Source organism: Pseudomonas sp. MG-9, from assembly GCF_018729515.1.
GTDB classification, from domain to species: Bacteria; Pseudomonadota; Gammaproteobacteria; order Pseudomonadales; family Pseudomonadaceae; genus Aquipseudomonas; species Aquipseudomonas serboccidentalis.
This window is the reverse complement of the sequence record NZ_JAHHZH010000004.1, coordinates 34,311-55,302: the sequence shown is the minus strand read 5'-3', so window position 1 is coordinate 55,302 and position 20,992 is coordinate 34,311. Positions and strand designations below refer to the sequence as shown.

Sequence of the window (20,992 nt, the reverse complement as noted above, 5' to 3'; positions counted from 1 at the left end):
GGTCAGCCACCGTAGAGCCGTCGATGTCGCCGTGCTGTTTCACGACATCCGGCAATCCGCTCGGCACGGCCCAGGTTCTGCCAACATCTGCTGACCACGTTCTACGCGCCGCTTAATGTGTAACTGCAATTTGGGAAGCGTCTGACATCAATTCTTCGGCGGCCTTGTTAGCGTTGCGCGAAACTGGCTCCGAGACGTTTGTTGCGCGCAAGACCAGGGAAGGTCTGCGCGCAAGCGTTGTATCGACGTCCGAGAGCCTGTGCCCCGTCACAGGACAAGGAATAAAGGATGTCGACCGCCCATGCCTGCTTCAGCCTCTCGCTCAACGACATTAAACACGACCTGCAAGTCCTCTCCTTCACCGGCCACGAATCCATCAGCCAGCCCTACAGCTTCGAGGTCGAGCTGGTCAGCGAACGAGCGAACCTGCGCCTTGAAAGCCTCATGCACCAGCAGGCGTTCCTGGCATTCGACCTCGAAGGCCATGGCATCCACGGCGTGGTCTATCGCGTCGCCCGTGGCGATAGCGGCAAACGCCTGACTCGCTACAGCCTGACACTGGTTCCGCGCCTTTCGTATCTGCAGCATCGTTTCAATCAGCGAATCTTCCAGCAGATGAGCGTGCCACAGATCATCACCCGGATTCTCGCGGACAACGGCATTCAACGTGACCTGCACCGGTTTCATCTGGGTGCCGACTATCCGCCGCGCGAATACTGCGTCCAGGCGGAGTCGGATCTGCACTTCATCCAGCGCCTGTGTCAGGAAGAAGGCATTCACTACCACTTCCAGCACAGCCGGGAAAAACACCTGCTGGTGCTGGGCGACAATCAGACGGTTTTCCCTCGTCTGGAGCACCCCACACCCTACCGCCAGGACAGCGGCACGGTTGCCGAAACGCCCGCGATCCAACAATGGCAGGTACGGGTGGAAACCCGCCCTACGGCGGCCGTGCGTCGCGATCATGATTTTCGCAAGACCCGCTTTCTGCTGGAGGCGACCCATCGGCCCGACAACGACGCGGCCCGTCCGGCGCTTGAGGATTATCGCTATCCGGGACGCTTCACCGACGGCGCGCGGGGCAAGCAACTGACCCACCGCACCCTCGAAAGTCATCGCGCCGACTACTTGCAGGCCCGCGGCCACAGCGATCAGCCAAGCCTGGTGGCTGGTCATTTCCTGTCGATCAGCGAGCATCCCTGCGAGGAAAACAATGGGCTGTGGCTGCTGACCGAAGTCAACCACCGCGGCAAACAGCCTGCGGTCCTGGAAGAAACGCTGGGCGAGGCGACCACCGCCGCTGACGGCGGCTTCATTCAAGGCTACCGGAACGACTTCGTCGCCACCCCATGGGAGGTGATCTACCGCCCGCCGCAATCATTCGCGAAGCCGCGAATCTTCGGTAGCCAGACCGCCGTGGTTACCGGTCCCGTCAACGAAGAGATCCATTGCGACGCGTTCGGTCGGGTCAAGGTCCAGTTCTACTGGGATCGTGAAGGCAACCACGACGACCACAGCAGTTGCTGGCTGCGGCTGGCCTCGAACTGGGCCGGCAGCGCCCATGGCAGCGTGACACTGCCCCGGGTCGGCATGGAAGTGCTGGTCAGCTTTCTCGACGGCGACCCGGACCATCCGGTCGTCAGCGGCTGCCTGATCAACAGCGCCAACCCGGCCCCCTACGAACTGCCGGAACACAAGACCCGCAGCGTGTTTCGCTCGCGCAGTTCACCGGACAACGGCGGTTTCAACGAATTGCACGTGGAAGATCGCGCCGGTCGCGAGCTGATTTACCTGCGCGCCCAGCGCGACCTCGAACACAAGGTGGAAAACGACAGCCGCCTGGACGTCGGCAACCAGCGCCACGAGACCATCAAAGGCCACAGCATCAGCGTGCTACAGGCCGAAGACCACCGCACCGTGCACGGCGACCGCAAAACCCGGCTCCACGCCAGCGACCACTTGCACGTCAGCGGCGACAGCCATAGCCGCGTCGATCAGTTGCAGGCGATCGAGGCCGGTCGGCAGATCCACCTCAATGCCGGCGATCACCTGGTACTCAACGCCGGCAACAGCATCAGCCTCACGGTCGGCGGCGAGCACCTGGTGATCGGTCACGGCGGCATTTTCAGCAGCAGTGCCATCCAGGTCGGCGGCAGTCCCAAGGCGGTTACGCCGGCGCGGGCCGCGATGCCCGATGGCGTCGACGACCTGGCGGCGCCAGTGCCACTGCCCGCCGTGCTGGCCTCCACGCAACTCGCGCTGATGACCACCAGCAGCGCCATGGGAGCGACCTTCTGCCCGCTGTGTGAGGCCTGTCGCGATGGCGTCTGCCTGCCACAGGAGAACGCCGCATGAGCGAAGCCTTTCCGCGCCGCTGGATGACCCGCCAATTCGCATCAGGGCATGGCCTGTATCTGCTGCTCGACTCGCGACAACAGGAAATTCGTCGGCTCTTGCTGCAAACCAGCGACTTCGAGCATTACTGCATCCTTTACAAAGACACTCCCGCCGCCGAACTGGCAGACAACGGGCCGTTTGTTTTCGCCCTTGAGCGGTATGACGACAAACGCATCGCGCCGCTGCTCGCCCGTCCGGAGGACAACTGGGGCTGGCTGTTCAGCCTGCCCCAAGCATCCCTGCCTGTGTGGGTCGAACACTGGCAGCAACGGCTGATCATCGGCACCCGCCCGCATCAGGCGCTGTACCGCTTTCACGACAACCGTGTGCTGAGCCGGACACTGGCGTATCTGCCCACCGAAGACCTGCCGGCCTACCTCGGCCCGACCCTCAGCGTGTGTTACTGGCAGGGCGCGCGATGGGAGAGCAGCGACAACCCGACACCCGGCCGCTACCCGTTGCCGGCGTCGCCCCTATGGCTGCAAACACCCGCGCCTGCGGAGCAGACCCGCGAGATTCGCCAGCTCAACGCTCACCGCTACCTGCTGGCCGAACACGAACAAGCCTACGCCGACCTCGCGCGAACACAGCCACCGGAAGCCTGGCTGCGTGAACGTCTCGAGCAGGCGGATGAGTGGGGTTGGCAGACACCGCAGCAGCTGGAGTTTCTGCTGATCCACAGCTTGCGCATGCCCGCTCACGGTATCGATGCGCAATGGCAAGTGCGCCCGGGGGAAACGTCGCTGGAGCACTTCGAACGGGTGAGCCATTGGGTGAAAACGATGGGTGGAGAGGCAACGGAGTGAAACGGTTTTTTCGAGGTGCCGGGTTGGTGGGCTGCATGGGGATGTTGTTGGGCTGTGTGGCGAGTCCGCCCAACAGTTTCACCTTCACGGCTGATCTACCGCCGGGGTTTGTTTATCAGGCTATCGCCAAATACGAACCCGACATAGGTGAAACCTGCAGCGTTCCGGACGGCCGGAATACTGCCGTGGGGTACAACCTGCAATGGCGTGAGAACTACGTGGCCGTATCAGAAATAGCTATTCGTAGAACCGTTCGCGGCTGCCCGTTGGTGATCCGCAAAATCGATCTGGAAATCTACTTTGCCTACGGGAAAGACCGGGGCGACTTCGCCTCAGACTACGCCGCCGTCGCCATACGCGGTGAGCTGGAGGAAAAGTACAAAGGCACTTTCGACGAAACCGATGAAAGCCGCTTTTACGGCCAGTGTCAGTGGCTGTTCCGCACGATGGGACCCTACCGCCGCATCGTAAAACTCCTCGACTGCAAAAAAACCGATGAGCTAGGCGCGATCACACGAGGTCGCCCTTTTGCCGCCTACACCCTCGATCAACTGCCGGGTAAAACCGTGCGGATGAAGATCGATTTGGCGGCGGAAGAAAGGCCTGCCATCGGCAAGACCTGGGTCAAAGTTCCTAACGGCTGGAAACGCTGCATGGGCGACCACTTCGAAGATCAGGATGCCTTCTGCTTCGGCAACCACACCGATTTCAGCACCTTCCAGATGGTCGATGGCCGCATCTGCACCATCTATCCCGGCTGCACGGAATAAGGAGTGTTCCACATGGCGTCACTTGAAAAGGCCCTGCAATCACCGCTCAACAGCCGCCTGTTGAGCTGCCCGGCACAAGGCAACTGGAGTAGTTTTCAACTGGTCGATGAGTTTGGCTCGGGGGAGGCTTATGGGGGACTGGCCTATACTGCGGCCGATTCAGAGGGGCAACTATTCAATGGATATCTGGATATCAACGGGATTGGCAACGTCGACAACTATTGCGCAGGCCCGATTGCACTGCGTTTCGAGCAGGCTTACGAGGGGCAGGAAAAAGTCTATCTGCGCGTAATGGAACGTCCCCACTACCCCCTGAAAATCACCGAGCTCCAGGTTCGCGCCGAACAAACCCGATACCGCAATCCGGACGCCACCCGTAACCGCGAACAACCCGTACCGGACGGCGACGAATACATACAGGTGGAAGTGCGCCATCTGGTTAGGCATGTCGCTCATCTGCCACCCGAGGTCTATCGCCACTACCCCGCCAACAGCGGCCTGGCAGCGATTATGGGCAAGCATGCACAGGCCGGCGTCGCCCTGGCCTCGCGTAAACACACGGTGCTGGAGGTGCGCGCATTACGAGCCCTGCGCCCGATGCTGTCGACGGCGCCGGAGTTCTGCGCGCTCAACCTCTACCAACTGGCATTGATGGCCACCCTGAGTTATTGCCCTTTTGGCCAGAAACCCGCCACCGCGCCGATCAGGGAAACCCGGGTGACCTTCCCCGAACAACCCAGCGTGGGCAACTGGTTCGCCGATGCCTTGGCCAAATCCGACGAGTTGTGGCGCGTCGACGCCGCGCAAAGCAAAGCCTATTACCCCTTGTATGAAGACGTGGCATATTCCAGAAGGCTGGAAATCGTGCCGTTCGATCCGGTGCTGTATGAGGTCAACAATCCGGCCCTTGGAGAGGATCAGGAGCATCCCGAGAAGGTTCACTTTCTCGACGACAGGCACCTCGGGAAAGAAGCGACCGACACCCAGGCGTTCATTACTCACAATGACGAACTGATCCTGATCGCGGTGCGTGGCACTTTTGAGATCATCGCCGATGGTTTGCGCGATGCCGATGCACAGCAGATCCCATTCGTTGAGGGCGTCGGCCAAGTACATCGAGGGTTTTATACGGCAGCAAAAACTGCATACGACTTCGCGGTGAAATACCTCGACAGATTCTACGCTGGCCAAAAACTACTGATCTGCGGCCACAGCCTCGGCGGTGCAATCACCCTGCTGCTCGCGGAAATGCTGCGCCGCAGATCGAATTTCACTTACAACATCCAGCTCTACACCTACGGCGCCCCCCGCGCCGGCGACACCGTCTTCACCAAAGCCGCCGCCCCGCTGGTGCATTACCGCATGGTCAACCACAACGACCCGGTGCCCAGCGTGCCGGGCAGTTGGATGAACACCAAGGCCGGGGTCTACGGGACTGGCGCGGCGCTGATGTTTACCAATGTGCCGGTCGGGCTGTCGGTGTTCGTCGCGGGCATTACCAACTGGACGGGGGAGGCCTACGACCACCATGGCACCCTGCATCACGCCATGCCGGTAGAGTTCGGGCGTCAGCAGGCATCTTCGATCCTGTGGGAGCCGGGCTGCGACACCATCACTCAGCACGCCGCGTGCACCCTCGCGCTGCAGCAGAAAAACGGCCTGCCGGATCGTCCGGGCTTGTTGCGGCAGATCTTCAACGCCGGGCATCACTCGATGGTCGGCGGCTATGTCCCGGCGTGCTGGGCAGCCTTGCGCCGCTGGCAACAGGCCCATGAGGCGAATCGCACGCGGGTCACTGACAGCGAGTTTGACTGGGTGGAGCAAGCGCTGGTGCGCATTACCCGGCAATTGCGCGCCGCCCGCCAGGACCTGCTGGCCCGGCCAGCGGCGTATGTGCGTACCCAGGAGCGCACGATCGAGGCGATCAGCCACGAAGTCAGCCGCATCGAGACCACCCATGCACGCCTGAGCGCTCTGCGGCATAAGCGGGTCAGGGCCACGGACGTCTACGGCCTGCTCGCCGAACAGCCGGAGCTGCTCGCCGAAAGCCTGCAACGCTGGCGCGCGCACCCGGAAAATCTCAAGGAAGAACAACTGGCGCAGGCGCCGGACAACGCCAGCAACGATGCGCTGCTGACCTCACTTTACGGGCATACGATCGGCGCGCCGCATACGCTTGATATCGACTCGATCATCTAGTGCAACCGAAGGGGCGAAACACTGGAATCCTCGGCACCTCAGATCAAATCGAACTCACCGAGTTGATTCCTGTGCCATCTCGTCCACCGGATACACCGACTGCCATCCACCACCCAGCGCCTTGTACAACCCGACCATCGCCAGCGAAACGCCGGTCGAACTCTCCACCCACTGCTCCTGCGTCGCCAGCAACGCGCTCTGCACGGTGAGGACATTCACGAAATCGACCACGCCCTCGACGTATTGCCGTTGCGCGGTGCGCAGGGCGATCTGGTTCTGGCGTACGGCTTCGGCGAGGCTGTCGCGGCGGCGTTGGCTGGCGTTATAGGCCGTCAGTTGATCGTCGATTTCATGCCAAGCGCGCAGCACGGTTTGCTGGTAGGCGATGGCCGCTTCCTGTTGCTGGGCTTCGCGCAGTTGCAACATGCCGCGCAGGCGACCGCCGTCGAACAGCGGCAGGCTGAATTGCGGGCCGATGCCGAACGCACGTGAACCCCAGGAGCCAAAATCGCTCAGTTGCATCGCTTGCGAGCCGAGGTTGCCGGACAGGGTGATGCGCGGATAGAAATCGCCCTTGGCCACACCGATGTTGGCGGTGGCGGCATGCAGATGCGCCTCGGCCTGACGAATGTCCGGGCGGCGTTCGGCCAGTTGCGACGGCAGGCCAATGGCGACTTGCAGCGGTGACTGCGGCACCGCGGCGTCTGTGGATAACTCCTTGACCAAGGCTTGTGGCGGTTCGCCCATCAACAGGCTGATCGCGTTGATCAGTTGCGACTGACGCTGCTCAAGGGCGGGCAGCCGCGATTCGATGGCCGCGACCTGCGCGGCGGCTTCGGCGACGTCCAGATCGGTCGCCACACCATCGTTGAGGCGCAGCTGCGACAGCTTGAGGCTGTGCCGGGCGACGTCGAGGTTCTGCTCGGTGACGGCGCGGGTGTTTTGCACGCCGCGCAGTTGAATGTAGTTCTGCGCGGTGTCGGCAAGGACCGCCAGCAACACGCCGCGACGATCGTTTTCGGCGACTTCGAGATTGGCATCGGCGGCCTCGGTTTCCCGGCGCACGCGGCCCCAGAAATCCAGCTCCCAAGAAGCGGAGAAACCGGCGTCCCACAGGTTGAACGCGGAATCGCCGTTGTGCCCGGACGGGTCATTCAGGCCTTCGCCGCTGTTGCGTTTACGCGCGTAGCTACCGGTCGCTGCGGTGTTTGGATAGCGATCCGCGGTGATCACCTGGCGTGCAGCGCGGCTTTGTTGCAAGCGGCTGCTGGCCCGTTGCAGGTCGAGGTTGCTCTTCATTGCTCGTTGGGTGAGGGCCGAGAGCTGCGCATCCTGGAAAACGTCCCACCAGCGTTCGTTCAGCGGTTCACTGACTGCCTGGCTGGGGGCGGATTTGGCGGGTTTGGCCCAGTCTGCGATTTGTGTGGCTTCGGGCTTGTGGAAGTTTGGGCCGACGGTGCAGGCGCTGAGGCCAAATAAGCTCACCACAACAAGTGACTGAAACAGACTTTTGTGGCGAGGGAGCTTGCTCCCGCTCGAGTGCGTAGCACTCGCGATTTTCAGGGTCGCTTCGCAACCCAGCGGGAGCATGCTCCCTCGCCACAGGTTTTTACGCAGAATCATCGCTGAGTCACCTCACGCACCGCAGGCGCCGAACGGCGAGTATCAATACTCGCCTCGACCGACATCCCCACCCGCAGCCGCTCGGCCAATGGCTGACCCGGCTCAAGCAGGATCTTCACCGGAATCCGCTGCACGACCTTGGTGAAGTTGCCGGTGGCGTTGTCCGGTTTAACTGCGGCAAAGGTCACGCCGGTTGCCGGCGCGATGCTTTCGACACGACCGCTCAAGGCCTCGCCGCCGAGGCTGTCGACCCGCACTTCGACGGCCTGACCCGGCTGCACGTCCGTCAGTTGAGTTTCCTGAAAGTTGGCGACCACATAGGCCTGGCGCAACGGCACCACCGCCAGCAGTTTGCTGCCCGGCGTGACATAGGCACCGACGCGCACCGCTCGCTCGCCGACCATGCCGTCCTGCGGCGCCGTGATGCGCGTGTAGGACAGTTCGAAACTGGCGATTTCCAGCGCTGCCTGGGCGTGTTTCAAACTGCCTTCGGCGGCATCGCGCTGCGCCGTCAGAATCTCCACCTGTTTGCGCTCGGCCGCCAGTTTCGCGCTGGCGGTATCCAGCCGTGCGCTCGCCTGATCGATGCGCGTCCGCGCCTGTTGCGCGTTCTGCACCGTGCCGGCGCCGACGCCGGCCAGGTGGTTGTAGCGATTGAGTTCCTGCTGGGCGAAAGCCATTTGCGCCTTGGCCGAGACCACCGAAGCCTGGGCCTGGGCGATCACCGACGTTTGCCGTTCCAGCGTCGCCTTGGCGTTTTGCAACTGGGCGCGGGCGACCAGGGTTTGCGCATCAGCGGCCTCCGCAGCGGCGCGCAAATCGCGGTCATCGATCAACGCCAGCAATTGCCCGGCCTTCACCTGCTGGTTGTCTTCCACCAGCACTTGCTTGATGAACCCGGCCACGCGCGGCACCACCAGGGTGTAGTCAGCAGAGACAAACGCATCGTTGGTATTTTGCTGAGTTCGTTTGCCGAACAGGCCGGGCATCGCCAGGTACACCAGCACACCGACCGCCAGTGCGGCGGCCACGGCCACCGCGAGTTTCTGCTTTGCTTGAGTCGTCATGAAAACCTTCTGTTCCAGTACAGCCATCAGGTCGGCGCGCGCGGCGGAAAGATCCGCGTCGGCAGCCAGAAAATCAGCAGGATCAGCGCCACCGCGACGCCGGCCATGCACACATAGAGATCGGAAGACGTCAGCACCACGGCCTGTTCGTGCAGGCGATGGGCAAGACCCGGATCGCTGCGATCGGCCAACGGTGAGTTGCCGAGGTTGTCGATCAACATGGTCGAGTGGAAATGCAGGCGCGCGGTGGTCAGCGCTTCGATCACGCCAGTGGCGACCACGGCCGCCAGGCCCTTCACCGTGTTGAACCACGCGGAGGCAAACGGTCCGTCCTGCGGCTGGATGCTGCCGGTGGACAGCATCAACAGCGGCAGCACCGACATCGGCTGACCGAAGATCTGCAGCCATTGCAGGACGTAAAAATTGTCGCGAATCCATTCCGAGGTCAGCAGCGAGCCGCCCAGGCAGGACAGCGTCAACATGCTCAAGCCGATGCCCAGCACCCAGCGGCAATCGACCCAACGCAGGTTGCACAGCGCCGCCACCAACGGCAGCGCAATCAGCTGCGGCAATGCGGCGATCAACATGATCGGTGCGGTCTGCACCGGGCGATAACCCTGCACCTGCGCCAGATAACTCGACGGAATCAGCACCACCGCCTGCAACACCACCAGCACCCCGGCGAGGGTCATCAGCGCGAACGACAGGTTGCGGATGCCGAGCATCTGCAACTTGAAAAACGGAATCGGTTGCGACCATTCGTTGATCAGAAACGCCAACAGCAACAGCGAGCCGGCGCCGAGCAGCGCGCAGATCAGATCCGATTCGAACCAGTCCAGCCGGTTGCCCTGCAGCAAGCCGATCACCAACATGCAGATCGCCGGAAAGCCCAGCAGCAGGCCCTTCCAGTTGAACGTCTTGAGGCGTTCCAGGCGCAGCGGATCCTGGGGAATGCCCCAGGCGACCATTGCCATGGCAATCAGGCACGGCACGATGATTTGCCAGAACGCCCATTGCCAGCCGACGTATTCACTCCACAAACCGGCCAGTGGCGTGCCGAGGCCGGGGCCGAAGGTCGCCGTCAGCGCGTATCCGGCCAGGCCATAGAGTTTGAAATTGGCCGGCAGAAAGCGCAGGGCCACGGTCATCAGCATCGGCGGCAATGCGCCGCCGGCCAGCCCTTGCAGAGTGCGCATCAGCAACAGGCTTTCGTAGTTCGGGGCGAACGGGCACAGCACGCCGAGCAGCGTGAACAGGCTGATCGCGCAGAGGGTGAAGCGGCGCAGCGAAAAAGTCACCGAGCACCACGGCGCGAACGCCATGGCCGCCACCGAGGTCGCGGCGTAGCAGGCGACCAGCCAGGTGCCTTCGTCGTAACCGATGTTCAGCGCGCCCCGGATGTCGGCGAGCGCGACTTTGGTCACCATTTCGTTGAGACCCGAGACCAGCACCGCCAGCAGTACGCCGACCAGGCCGGTGATGATCCGCGCCCCGAACACCGGTGGCGTGGCCGCCGTCGCCGGACTGGCCGCAGCGATAGGCGCCGGGACCGTCAGGGATGTCATGAATGCACACTCCGGAGGGAAAAATACCGGAGCATCTTAGTCGGGCTTAGCAGTGACGAAAATTGACTTATTGGCAGGTTATAAGTGCGCCAGACACAACTATTTCTCTTGTAGGAGTGAGCCTGCTCGCGATGGCGCCTTTTCAGTCGATATTTTCGGCGACTGACACACCGCCATCGCGAGCAGGCTCACTCCTACAGAGGTTTGTGTGGTTTGCGGAATCAGGGTTGCGCGGCCAGCCACGTCTCATCGCAACAGGCCTTGAGCGTTTCCCGCAGCCAGCGGTGCGCCGGGTCCTTGTCGAAGCGCGGGTGCCAAGCCTGGGTCAGCATCAGCGTCGGCAACGGGATCGGCAAGTTGAACGAGCGCAACTTCAGGCCCAGACGGCGCACGCTGAGCAGCGCTTCCTTGGGCACCGGCAGAATCAGGTCAGAATCGGGCAAGGCGAACATCGCCGCGTGGAAACTCGGCGCGATCACCGCTACCCGCCGCTCCAGGCCCAAGGCGTTCAGCGCGGTATCGATCGGGCCACGAGCAATGCCGCGACGCGACATGCTGATATGGGAGAAACCGGCATAACGCTCGGCAGTGATTTCGCCATCGAGCAACGGATGGTCCTCACGCACCAGGCCGACAAAATGCGTGGAGAACAGGTTTTGCACTTTGACTTCCGGGGTCACCGGACGGGTGTTGCTGACGCTCAGGTCGATGCGCCCTTCGCGCAGCGCCTCATCGTCACCATCGCCTTCCGGAACAAAACGCAATTCGCAGTGCGGCGCCACCTGGTCAAGGGTATCGAACAGTTTGCCGCCGTACACACCAACGAAAAAGTCGTTGGCGCGAATGCTGAAGCGTCGGCGCAGGGTGCCAAGTTCCACGGTGTCGGCGGAGCGGAACAACAGCGCCGCCTGCTCGACCACATCGCGCACTTGCTCGCGCAGCTCCAGCGCTTTGGGGGTTGGCACCAGGCCACGGCCGGCGCGCACCAGGATCGGGTCGCCGATGGCTTCGCGAATCCGCGTCAGGGTGCGGCTCATGGCGGCGGGGCTGAGGTTCATCCGCCGCGCGGCGCCGACCACGCTGCCTTCATCGAGCAAGGCGTCGAGGGCGACCAAGAGGTTCATGTCCGGGAGTTGCATGCAGAGCACTCGTGGCTGATCTTGATTGATCTGGGTGCAATGCTAGCAAATATCCTTCAAATTTGGCGGCGCCAAAAGAGACGCTATCGCGAGCAGGCTCACTCCTACATTTGATCTTCAGTGATCGAAAATTTTGTGTTCGACGCAGATCTCTTGTAGGAGTGAGCCTGCTCGCGATGGCGCCAGTGAGAACACCACAAATTACCGCTGCATGCCCCAGCGCTTGACGGTCACCCGCTCCAGCGTATCGAACACCAGATTCTCCACCAGCAACCCGATCAGGATCACCACCGCCAACCCGGCAAACACCTTGTCGGTGTACAGCTCGTTGCGGTTCTGGAAAATGTACCAACCCAACCCGCCCTTGCCACTGGTCGCACCGAACACCAGCTCGGCGGCGATCAGCGTGCGCCAGGCAAACGCCCAGCCGATTTTCAGTCCGGCAAGGATCGACGGCAGCGCCGCCGGGATCAGGATGAACAGCACGAAACGCATGCCTTTCAGTCCATAGTTGCGCCCGGCCATGCGCAGGATTTCCGAGACGCCAAGGAACCCGGCATAGGTATTCAACGCCAGCGCCCACAGCACCGAGTGCACCAGCACGAAGATCAGGCTGTTCTGCCCCAGCCCGAACCAGAGCAAGGCCAGTGGCAGCAAGGCGATCGCCGGCAACGGGTTGAACATCGAAGTCAGGGTGCTCAGCAGATCGCGACCAAACTGGGTCGACACCGCCAGCGTCGTCAGGGCAAACGCCAGGACGATGCCGATCAGATAGCCCTTGATCAGCACCACCAGAGATATCCACACCTTGCCCAGCAATTCACCGCTGAGCAGACCGTCGTACAACGCATGACTGGTCTGCAGAAAACTCGGCAGCAACAAGTCGTTGTTCTGCACCCGGGCGATCGCCTCCCAGAGGATCGCCAGCAAGATCAGGATCAGGCTTTTGCGCAGCCAGCCCTGTTGCCACAAGCGTTGGCCCAGCGGCAGTTCGCGCTCGAGCGGCACGCTGGTCAACAGTTCAAGGACGGTTTCAAACTCGTGTCGTACAGATGATGGCTGGCTCATCGGGCAATCCTCCAGAGCGCTCAATAAGCGATGCGAATGTCGTTGAAGTGGTGGTCACGCTCGGTTTCCGGCGACTGGCCTTCATCGAACAGCAACCGATGAATCCGTCGCGCCGATTCCTGAAACGCCACACCGCCGAGGCTTTGCAGATCGTATTGATGGCTGTGCACTTCAGCGCGCACCCGCCCCGGGTGTGGCGACAACAGCAGGATGCGATTGCCGACCACCAGCGCCTCTTCGATCGAGTGGGTGACGAACAGCAGGGTGAAGCGCACCTCTTCCCAGAGCAGCAGCAATTCTTCCTGCATCTTGCGTCGGGTCAGCGCATCGAGTGCGGCGAACGGCTCGTCCATCAGGAGGATTTTCGGCTGCATCGCCAGCGCTCGGGCAATCGCCACCCGCGCCTTCATGCCGCCGGACAAGGTGTGTGGATAAGCATCGGCGAACGCCGCCAGCCCGACCTTTTCCAGATAGTGCAGCGCACGTTCTTCGGCGTCTTTTTTCTTCAGGGTTCGCGAGGCGAGCAGCGGAAACATCACATTCTGTTTCACGGTTTTCCACGGCGGCAGTTGATCGAACTCCTGAAACACCACGATCCGGTCCGGCCCCGGTCCGTCGACCCGCTGACCTTGCAGGCGGATCTCGCCCTCACTCGGTGCAATGAAGCCGGCGGCCGCCTTGAGCAAGGTGGACTTGCCGCAGCCGGACGGGCCGAGCAGCACGAAGCGGTCCGCCGGATCGATTTCGAAACTGACCTGATGCGTGGCCCGCACCACCCGTTGTGGGGTGCGGTATTCGAGGCTGACGTTATCCACCGCCAGCAGCGCTTGCGTACTGGCGATCGGGTTGCTGGCCGCGTGGCCTTGCAAGGGGGCGTTCATCTCGATCAGCTCCCTTGCAGCGGTTTGGCGTCCTGGAAGAAGTAGTCCTTCCACGATTGCGGTTTGTTCTTGATCGCGCCGACGCGGTAGAGGAACTCAGCCAGTGGATACGTATTTTTGGGCGTGACGCTGAATTCGAATTGCGGGTTGTCGATGATTTTCAGCAGCTCGGCGCGGTCGATCCTGGCCTTGGTTACGCGAATGTAGGTGTCCGCTGCCGCGCCTTTATCGTTCTGCGCGAATTGCGCCGCTTCGGTCAACGCTTCGACGAAGGCCTTGTAGGTCTTCGGATTGTCGTTGCGGAATTTCTCGGTGGCGAACAGCACCGTCGGCGAGTTCGGCCCGAGGATGTCGTAGGAGTTAAGCACCACGTGCACGTTCGGATTCTGCAGCGCCTGGTCCTGAAACGGCGGGTTGGAGAAGTGCCCGGTCAGCTCGGTGCCACCGGCGATCAATGCGGCGGTCGCGTCCGGGTGCGGTACGGCGATGGTGTACTTGTCGAGGCGATTGAATTCCTTGTCCCCCCACTGCTTGGCCGCCGCGTATTGCAGGAAGCGTGACTGCACCGAAACGCCCACCGCCGGCACCGCGATGCGGTCCTTCTCGGTGAAGTCGGCGATGGTTTTGACCTTGGGATTGTTGCTCACCAGGTAATACGGGAAGTTGCCCAGCGAGGCCACGGCTTTGACGTTCTGCTTGCCGTGGGTGCGGTCCCAGATGGTCAGCAACGGGCCGACCCCGGCACCGGCAATGTCGATAGAACCGGACAGCAGCGCATCGTTGACTGCCGCACCGCCCGAGAGCTGCGTCCAGTCGACCTTGATGTCGATACCTTCCTGCTTGCCGTACTTCTCGATCAGGCCCTGATCGCGCACCACGTTGAGCAATAAATAGACAATGCCGAACTGTTCGGCGATGCGGATTTCACCTTCGGCGTGGGCCACGGTCGGCGCCACCAGGCTGCCGGCTATCAGGCTGAAACCCAGACCGATGGCAGCGGCCAGCGGTGCGAATGAAAGACGTTTGGACATGATCGAATCTCCGGCAAATCAGAAAGGCGCGTCGCCCTGAATGGTCGTGCGATACAGCTTGCGGCGCAGGAGCGCAGGACAGCCGGCGGCAAGGTGGATCAGCGAACGGTTGTCCCAGAACACCATGTCGTGGGGCTGCCACTGGTGGCGGTAGATGTTTTGCGGCAGCACGCTGTGGGCGTAGAGCTCGGCGAGCAGCTGTTTGCTCTCGTCTTCCGGCAAACCGACGATGCGCGTGGTGAAGCCTTCGCTGACGAACAACCCTTTACGGCCGTTTTCCGGGTGAGTGCGCACGATCGGGTGCACCACTTCGGCAACCTGCGCCAGTTGCTCGGGGGTCAGTGTCGGGCGCCAGTTGCCCTCGAATTTGCTCTCGCTATAGCGCGCCGTGTAGGAATGCGCGGCCGAGCGGCCTTCGACGGCTTTGCGCAGCGCTTCGGGCAGGTTGTCCCAGGCTTTGTGCATGTCGGCAAACAGTGTGTCGCCACCTTCGGACGGCAACTCTTGGGCATGCAGCATCGAGCCGAGGCTCGGCAGCTCTTTATAGGAAAGGTCGGAGTGCCAGAACTTGCCGGCATCGCCGAGGCCGATGTTTTGGCCGTTCTCGACGATGTTGGAAACGATGAGGATTTCCGGGTGGTTGGCCAGCAGGAACTGCTTGAGCACGTGGATCTGCAACACGCCGAAGCGGCGGCTGAAGTCGATCTGCTGTTGCGGAGTGATGCGCTGGTCGCGGAAGACCACGACATGGTGATCCAGATGCGCTCGGTGAATGCGGGCGAAGTCCTGGTCATTGACCGGACGGGTCAGGTCCAGGCCGATGATTTCGGCACCGACGGCACCGCTGAACGGACGGATTGCAAAGGCTTGCGGCGCGGCGGTCGCGGCGCTTGGGGCGGCAGTAGCTGCGGACATCTTTCAATCTCCCACGCACGGCGCGCTCACGGGCGCGCACGTCGATCAGAAACTCACGCTGGATTGCGTGTTGGTTCAGGTCGTGCGGCGCGCCGATTGGTCGGCAGGTACGCAGGTGAATGACTTTAAAGCTATAAGAACTGGAGATTAAATACCGTTAATGAATAACGATATGGCGGATGGTGAGGAATGGACGGTTTGGTGAGTGACGGTTTGTGTCACTTACTGACAGTGAGGAGGTGTTTCGGCTGACGCCATCGCGAGCAGGCTCACTCCTACAGTAAACGCATTTGAATGCGATCAACTGTAGGAGTGAGCCTGCTCGCGATGAGGCCGGTAAGGCCGCTAGAGCATCAACGCTCGTGCAACGCCTCGGCGCGCGCCCGGATGATCGGCTTGAGCAGATAACTCAACACCGACTTCTTGCCAGTGATGATGTCCACCGACGCGACCATCCCCGGAATGATCAGCAGCGGCTTTTCATCGGTGCCCAGGTGGCTGCGCTCGGTGCGCACCTTGATCATGTAGTAGGTGGTTTTCTTGTCTTCATCGGTAATGGTGTCCGCACCAATCTGCTCCAGCTGGGCTTTGAGCCCGCCATAGATGGTGTAGTCATACGCGGTGAATTTGACGATCGCTTCCTGCCCCGGATGCAGGAAGGCAATGTCCTGCGGACGGATCTTGGCTTCGACCAGCAAAGTGTCATCCAGCGGCACGATTTCCACCATGTCGCTGCCCGGCTGGATCACGCCACCGATGGTGTTGACCAGCAACTTGTTGACGATACCGCGCACTGGCGAGGTGACCAGCGTCCGGCTGACCCGGTCTTCCAGCGCCTTGCCGGTGGCCTGGGCCTTGTTCAGGTCGGTACGCGCTTCGTTGAGCTGGGTCAGCGCTTCGCTGCGGAATTTGCCGCGCGTCTCGTCGATCTTGCGTTGCACTTCCTTGATCGCCGATTCAGCGCGCGGGATCGCCAGCGTGGTAGCGTCGAGCTGACCACGGGTTTCGACTTCGGCACGCTTGAGTCGCAGCACTTCCACCGGCGACACCGCGCCCTGCGCCACCAGCGGCTCGGACATGTTGATTTCCTGGCGTTGCAAGCCCAGTTGCTGGCGATATTGCGCCTGCTTGGAGGTGAATTCGCGCAGCTCCTGCTGCCGCTGAATCAACTGCTCCTGCAAACCGCCAATCTCGTCGTGCAACTGCTGACGACGGCTGATGTACAGCGATTCTTCGCTTTTCGCCTGGCCCGGCACGGCTTTGAGCACGTCTTCAGGGAAATTCAGCGGACGGTCATCGACCTCGGCGCTCAGGCGCTCGACGCGTAGCAGCATCGACAGCCGATCGGCCTCGGTTTCGCCGACGTTGGAGGCAAAGCGCGTGTCGTCCAGGCGAATCAGCGGTGCGCCGGCTTCGACGATCTGACCTTCCTTGACGAACAGTTCGGAGACGATCCCGCCCTCGAGGTTCTGGATCTTCTGGATCTTCGACGAAGGAATCGCCTTGCCGTCGCCCTTGGTCACTTCGTCGATCACGGCGAAGTGCGCCCACAGCATCAGGAACACGAAGAAGCCGATGATCGCCCAGATGGTCAGGCGCACGACGCGCGGGGCGTCCTCGATCAGCGCCTTGTTGACCTCCGGCAGCGGCTGGCCCTGCAGCGAGGCAGAACCTTTGAAGTAGCGACGGATCGACTCTTTGACACCCGACTTAAGCAACACTGATCTGCCCCTTCTTCAACGCTTCCATCACGGCGGCTTTCGGGCCATCGGCGAGAATCTGTCCACGGTCGACCACCAGCAGGCGGTCGACCAGCGACAGCAGCGAGGCCCGGTGCGTCACCAGCACCACGGTCTTGTTTTCAACGACAGCGGCCAGACGTTGCTTGAGGCGTTCTTCGCCGGTGTTGTCCATGGCGCTGGTCGGCTCGTCGAGCAGCAGGATCGGCGGATTGAGCAGCAGCGCCCGGGCCAGCGCGACGTTCTGCCGTTGCCCGCCGGAGAGGTTCTGTCCACGCTCACCGACTTGCAGCTCGTAGCCTTGCGGGTGCAGGCGGGCGAATTCGTGGACGCCGGCCAGTTCGGCGGCTTGCAGCACCAGCTCGTCTTCGACGTACCGTGCGCCGGAGACCAGGTTGTCACGCAGGGTGCCGGCCAGTAGCTGGATGTCCTGCGGCACGTAGCCGATGTTGTAGCGCAGCTCACTGACGTCGATCTGGCGGATATCCACACCGTCCACCAGCAACGCACCGTCGTCCGGCTGATACAGGCCCACCAGCAGTTTCGCCAGCGAACTCTTGCCCGAACCGCTGCGACCGATGATGCCGATCTTCTCGCCGGGACGGATCACCAGGTTGATGTTCTTCAGCGCCGGGTTCTGTTGTTCCGGGTAGGTGAAATTCAACTGACGGCATTCGATCGCGCCCTGCAGCACCTTGCGGCTCAGCGGACGTTCTTCGAAATTGCGCTCCTGCGGCAGCTCCATCATCTGGTCGACCGAGGTCATGGTCACTCGCGCCTGCTGGTAGCGGGTCAACAGACCGGACAGCGACGCCAGCGGGCTGAGTGCACGGCCACTGAGCATGTAACAGGCAATCAGACCGCCCATGCTCAGGTTGCCGGCGATGATCTGGTAAACACCGAAGACGATCATGATCACCCCGGCCAGTTGCTGGATCAGCAGGGTGATGTTCATCGCCAGACCGGAGAGCATTTTCACTCGCAGCTCGAGGCGGCTGAGGGTGCCGATGGTCTGTTCCCACTGATACTGGCGTTCGCTTTCGGCGTTGTTGACCTTCACCGCGTCGAGGCCGGCGAGGGTTTCGATCAGGCTCGACTGGCCCTCGGCACCGAGGGCCATGGTGCGCTCCATGGTCGCCACCAGCGGTTTCTGCAACGCGTAGCCGATCAGCAAGGCAATCGGGAAGGCCAACACCGGAATCCACACCAGATGCCCGCCGAGAATGGCGATGACGATAAAGATGAGGATGGTGAACGGCAGATCGATCAGGCTGGTCAGGGTCAGCGAGGCGAGGAAGTCGCGCAGGCTCTGAAACTCATGGATGTTCTGCGCAAAGCTGCCGACCCGTGCCGGGCGATATTTCATCGCCATGCCGACAATGCGCTCGAACAGCGTGGCGGAGATGATCAGGTCGGTTTTCTTGCCGGCCAGATCCAGGCACAGACTGCGCAGGCTCTTGAGGATCAGGTCGAAGATGTAGGCGCCGGTGATGCCCAGCGCCAGCACCCACAGGGTCGCTTCGGCCTGGTTCGGCACTACGCGGTCGTAGACGTTCATCACGAACAGCGGCGCGGCCATGGCGATGATGTTGATCAGGAAACTGGCGGCGATCGCATCGGCATACAGCCAGCGCGAACGCTTGAGGGTGTCGCGAAACCATGAGCGCGCACGCGGGATCAGCGTGCCGTGGTTGACGTCGAATTTGTGCTGCGGCTGGGCGAAGAACACTTTGCCGGTGTAGTCGTCGGCCAGCAGTTCACGGCTGACCACCGATTCGCCGCCGTCGCTTTCGCTGAGCAGCACCCGGGCTTCGTTCTCGCCTTGCCAGCCGAGCAGGACGGCACTGCGGCCATCCTTGAGCAGCAACAGCGCCGGCATGGCAATCGCTGGAATTTCTTCCAGCTTGCGTTGCAGCACCCGACCCTGCAGGCCGGCGCGAGCCGCCGCGCGGGGCAGCAGCTCGACACTCAGGCGTTGCTTGGGCAATGGCAGACCGGTGGTCAGCATCGCCGCACTGGCAGGTTTCTGGTGCAACATGCACAGAGCGAGCAGACCATCCAGCAACGGATCGTCGTGCATCGCGCGCGGATCATGAATGAGTTGAACTCGACTGACTTCTGATTCCACGCTCGGCACTCTTGGCTAACAATTGAACAATGAAGGTTCTGCTCAATTCATACCGGGCAGTTGGACCTTCGGCTTCACATCGTTCTGCACGACGGATGCCAATGGTGCGACCACTCCCTGGCTCTTGAGCAACTCGCCCATGGTCGCCTTGATTCGATACTGAGTAAATAACTGAATGTTCTTGATCTCGGCCAAACGGCGCGAAGCGGTGAACAACTCGTTTTCACTGTCGAGCAAATCGAGCAAGGTCCGCTCGCCAAGGCTGAACTGACGCTGGTAAGCGGTGCGCACGGCGGTGCTGTGATCAACATATTGCTGTGCGATCGGCACCTGAGCGTTGGCGTTGTTCAGGGCGTTCCAGGCCAGGCCCAGTTCTTCGTTCAACTGACGCAGGGCGTTGTTGCGGATATCCAGCGCCTGGTTCGACAGGTACGACTTGGATTCCAGGTCGGCCTTGTTGCTGCCACCCGAATAGAGGTTGAAGCGCATGCGCAGCATGGCCTGCCACTCGTTGTTGTGACCGTTCTGGCCGTCCAGATCGTTGTCGGCGGTGCGGCCCAACTCGGCGTCGAAACGTGGGTAGAAGGTCGACTTGGCGGTTTCGTACTGCTTCTCTGCCGCAGCGATGTCGGACTCGGCCGAGCGCAGGATCGGGCTGTTTTCCAGCATCTGCGTACGGGCTTCATTGAGGTTGGCCGGCATCATCGCCATGAACGGCGCCGGACGCTCCAGCTGGTCAGGCATCTGGCCGACGGCGCTGAGGAAGTTGGTCTCGGAGTCGGCGAGGTTGGTTTGTTCGGTGATCAGGTTGTTACGGGCCTGGGCCATCCGCGCTTCGGCTTGATCAAGGTCGGCACCGCTGCCGACGCCACGCTGGGTGCGCAACTGGATCTGGTCGTAGATGCGCTGGTGGCTCTTGAGGTTTTCTTCGGCCAGACGCACGAATTCGCGGCGGGTCAGCACGTCCAGATACACCTGAGCCACGGTCAGCGCGGTGCGCTCGGAAGTCCCCAGCAACGAGTAGGCGCGGGAGTTGACGGTGGCTTGTTGACGCCCGACCTCGCTGGAGGTGGCAAAACCGTCAAAAACCATTTGCGAGAGACGTAAACTTGACTCGCCGCGGGTCAAGGTTTCGTAGTGATTGCTGCCACCATTGGCGCGGGTGGTCACGCTGTCGGTGCCTTCACGGCCATAGCCGCCCAGCAGATCGACCTTGGGCAGGTATCCCCCTTTTGCAGCCTTTAACTGATAATCCGCCGCCAGACGACTGTTGACCCCTGCCTGGATTTCCGGATGGACATCCAATGCCTGTTGCATGGCTTCTGGTAAGGATTGTGCTTGGACGAAAGAGGCGGCGAGAGCGAAGGGTACAGCCAGGAACAGGGGCGAACGCATGATAGGAATTTCCCAGAGCTTCTTGTCTTGAATCACAGCAAAACGTGGCGCTGCGTCGGATGATGGCAACCGGAATGACCGTATGTCGGAAAGTTCAAAATAGGAACTGGATCACACGCTGAAGTACAGGTCGCCGCATAAATATCAATGTGACATTACTGGGACGATTGTTTAGGATGGCACCCAGAAGGTCAATAGTTTGGCATAAAGTTAATAGCGAAAGAATCTAGCCAAATTTTTGACGAAAAGCAGCGTCAAACTTGATTCGC

At 61.5% G+C, this 20,992-nt stretch carries 15 protein-coding genes; 4 read left to right on the top strand and 11 right to left on the bottom strand.

Features of this window, described 5'->3' with window-relative positions; all coding sequences use genetic code 11:
* Window positions 1-288: 288 nt before the first annotated feature.
* The 4 genes from KKQ10_RS11140 to KKQ10_RS11125 are packed head-to-tail and all read left to right on the top strand — an operon-like array spanning window position 289 to window position 6,172.
* Window positions 289-2,355 (top strand): type VI secretion system Vgr family protein, encoded by a 2,067-nt coding sequence (locus KKQ10_RS11140; protein ID WP_215501121.1) that lies wholly within the window; start codon window positions 289-291, stop codon window positions 2,353-2,355.
* Window positions 2,352-3,203, top strand: coding sequence for a DUF4123 domain-containing protein (locus KKQ10_RS11135; RefSeq protein WP_215501120.1), 852 nt, complete (start codon window positions 2,352-2,354; stop codon window positions 3,201-3,203). The genes KKQ10_RS11140 and KKQ10_RS11135 overlap by 4 nt, the downstream gene beginning before the upstream one ends.
* Window positions 3,204-3,238: 35 nt before the next feature.
* A complete protein-coding gene (locus KKQ10_RS11130) occupies window positions 3,239-3,973 on the top strand; it encodes a hypothetical protein (protein ID WP_215501119.1) in 735 nt (244 codons plus the stop codon).
* Between the two features lie 12 nt (window positions 3,974-3,985).
* Window positions 3,986-6,172 carry a lipase family protein gene (locus KKQ10_RS11125; RefSeq protein WP_215501118.1) on the top strand — a complete coding sequence of 729 codons (2,187 nt, stop codon included), beginning with the start codon at window positions 3,986-3,988 and terminating at the stop codon, window positions 6,170-6,172.
* A 54-nt stretch (window positions 6,173-6,226) separates the two neighbouring features.
* On the opposite strand, the gene KKQ10_RS11120 is transcribed toward KKQ10_RS11125, so the two are convergent.
* The 11 genes from KKQ10_RS11120 to KKQ10_RS11070 all read right to left on the bottom strand — a co-directional run bounded on the left by KKQ10_RS11120 (window position 6,227) and on the right by KKQ10_RS11070 (window position 20,723).
* Entirely contained in the window at window positions 6,227-7,795 is a 1,569-nt protein-coding gene (locus KKQ10_RS11120; RefSeq protein ID WP_215501117.1) for an efflux transporter outer membrane subunit, read from the bottom strand.
* Window positions 7,792-8,862, bottom strand: a complete 1,071-nt coding sequence (locus KKQ10_RS11115) for an HlyD family secretion protein (protein WP_215501116.1) — start codon at window positions 8,860-8,862, stop codon at window positions 7,792-7,794. Before KKQ10_RS11115 ends, KKQ10_RS11120 begins: the two co-directional genes overlap by 4 nt.
* A gap of 26 nt (window positions 8,863-8,888) precedes the next feature.
* The gene (locus KKQ10_RS11110) at window positions 8,889-10,427 is read right to left on the bottom strand and encodes an MFS transporter (protein ID WP_215501115.1); all 1,539 of its coding nucleotides are present in this window, start codon (window positions 10,425-10,427) and stop codon (window positions 8,889-8,891) included.
* Between the two features lie 221 nt (window positions 10,428-10,648).
* The gene (locus KKQ10_RS11105) at window positions 10,649-11,566 is read right to left on the bottom strand and encodes a LysR family transcriptional regulator (protein WP_127648430.1); all 918 of its coding nucleotides are present in this window, start codon (window positions 11,564-11,566) and stop codon (window positions 10,649-10,651) included.
* A gap of 201 nt (window positions 11,567-11,767) precedes the next feature.
* Complete coding sequence (locus KKQ10_RS11100) at window positions 11,768-12,634, bottom strand: ABC transporter permease (protein WP_215501114.1); 867 nt, start codon at window positions 12,632-12,634, stop codon at window positions 11,768-11,770.
* A 20-nt stretch (window positions 12,635-12,654) separates the two neighbouring features.
* Window positions 12,655-13,515 carry an ABC transporter ATP-binding protein gene (locus tag KKQ10_RS11095; RefSeq protein ID WP_127648428.1) on the bottom strand — a complete coding sequence of 287 codons (861 nt, stop codon included), beginning with the start codon at window positions 13,513-13,515 and terminating at the stop codon, window positions 12,655-12,657.
* Between the two features lie 5 nt (window positions 13,516-13,520).
* Window positions 13,521-14,546: an ABC transporter substrate-binding protein gene (locus KKQ10_RS11090; RefSeq protein WP_215501113.1), complete on the bottom strand. Its 1,026-nt coding sequence runs from the start codon at window positions 14,544-14,546 to the stop codon at window positions 13,521-13,523.
* An 18-nt stretch (window positions 14,547-14,564) separates the two neighbouring features.
* Entirely contained in the window at window positions 14,565-15,461 is an 897-nt protein-coding gene (locus KKQ10_RS11085) for a TauD/TfdA dioxygenase family protein (RefSeq protein WP_215501112.1), read from the bottom strand.
* A gap of 353 nt (window positions 15,462-15,814) precedes the next feature.
* The gene (locus KKQ10_RS11080; RefSeq protein WP_127648425.1) at window positions 15,815-17,182 is read right to left on the bottom strand and encodes an HlyD family type I secretion periplasmic adaptor subunit; all 1,368 of its coding nucleotides are present in this window, start codon (window positions 17,180-17,182) and stop codon (window positions 15,815-15,817) included.
* Window positions 17,172-19,328: a type I secretion system permease/ATPase gene (locus KKQ10_RS11075; RefSeq protein ID WP_215501111.1), complete on the bottom strand. Its 2,157-nt coding sequence runs from the start codon at window positions 19,326-19,328 to the stop codon at window positions 17,172-17,174. The genes KKQ10_RS11080 and KKQ10_RS11075 overlap by 11 nt, the downstream gene beginning before the upstream one ends.
* 42 nt (window positions 19,329-19,370) lie before the next feature.
* A complete protein-coding gene (locus KKQ10_RS11070; protein ID WP_127648424.1) occupies window positions 19,371-20,723 on the bottom strand; it encodes a TolC family outer membrane protein in 1,353 nt (450 codons plus the stop codon).
* Window positions 20,724-20,992: the final 269 nt, after the last annotated feature.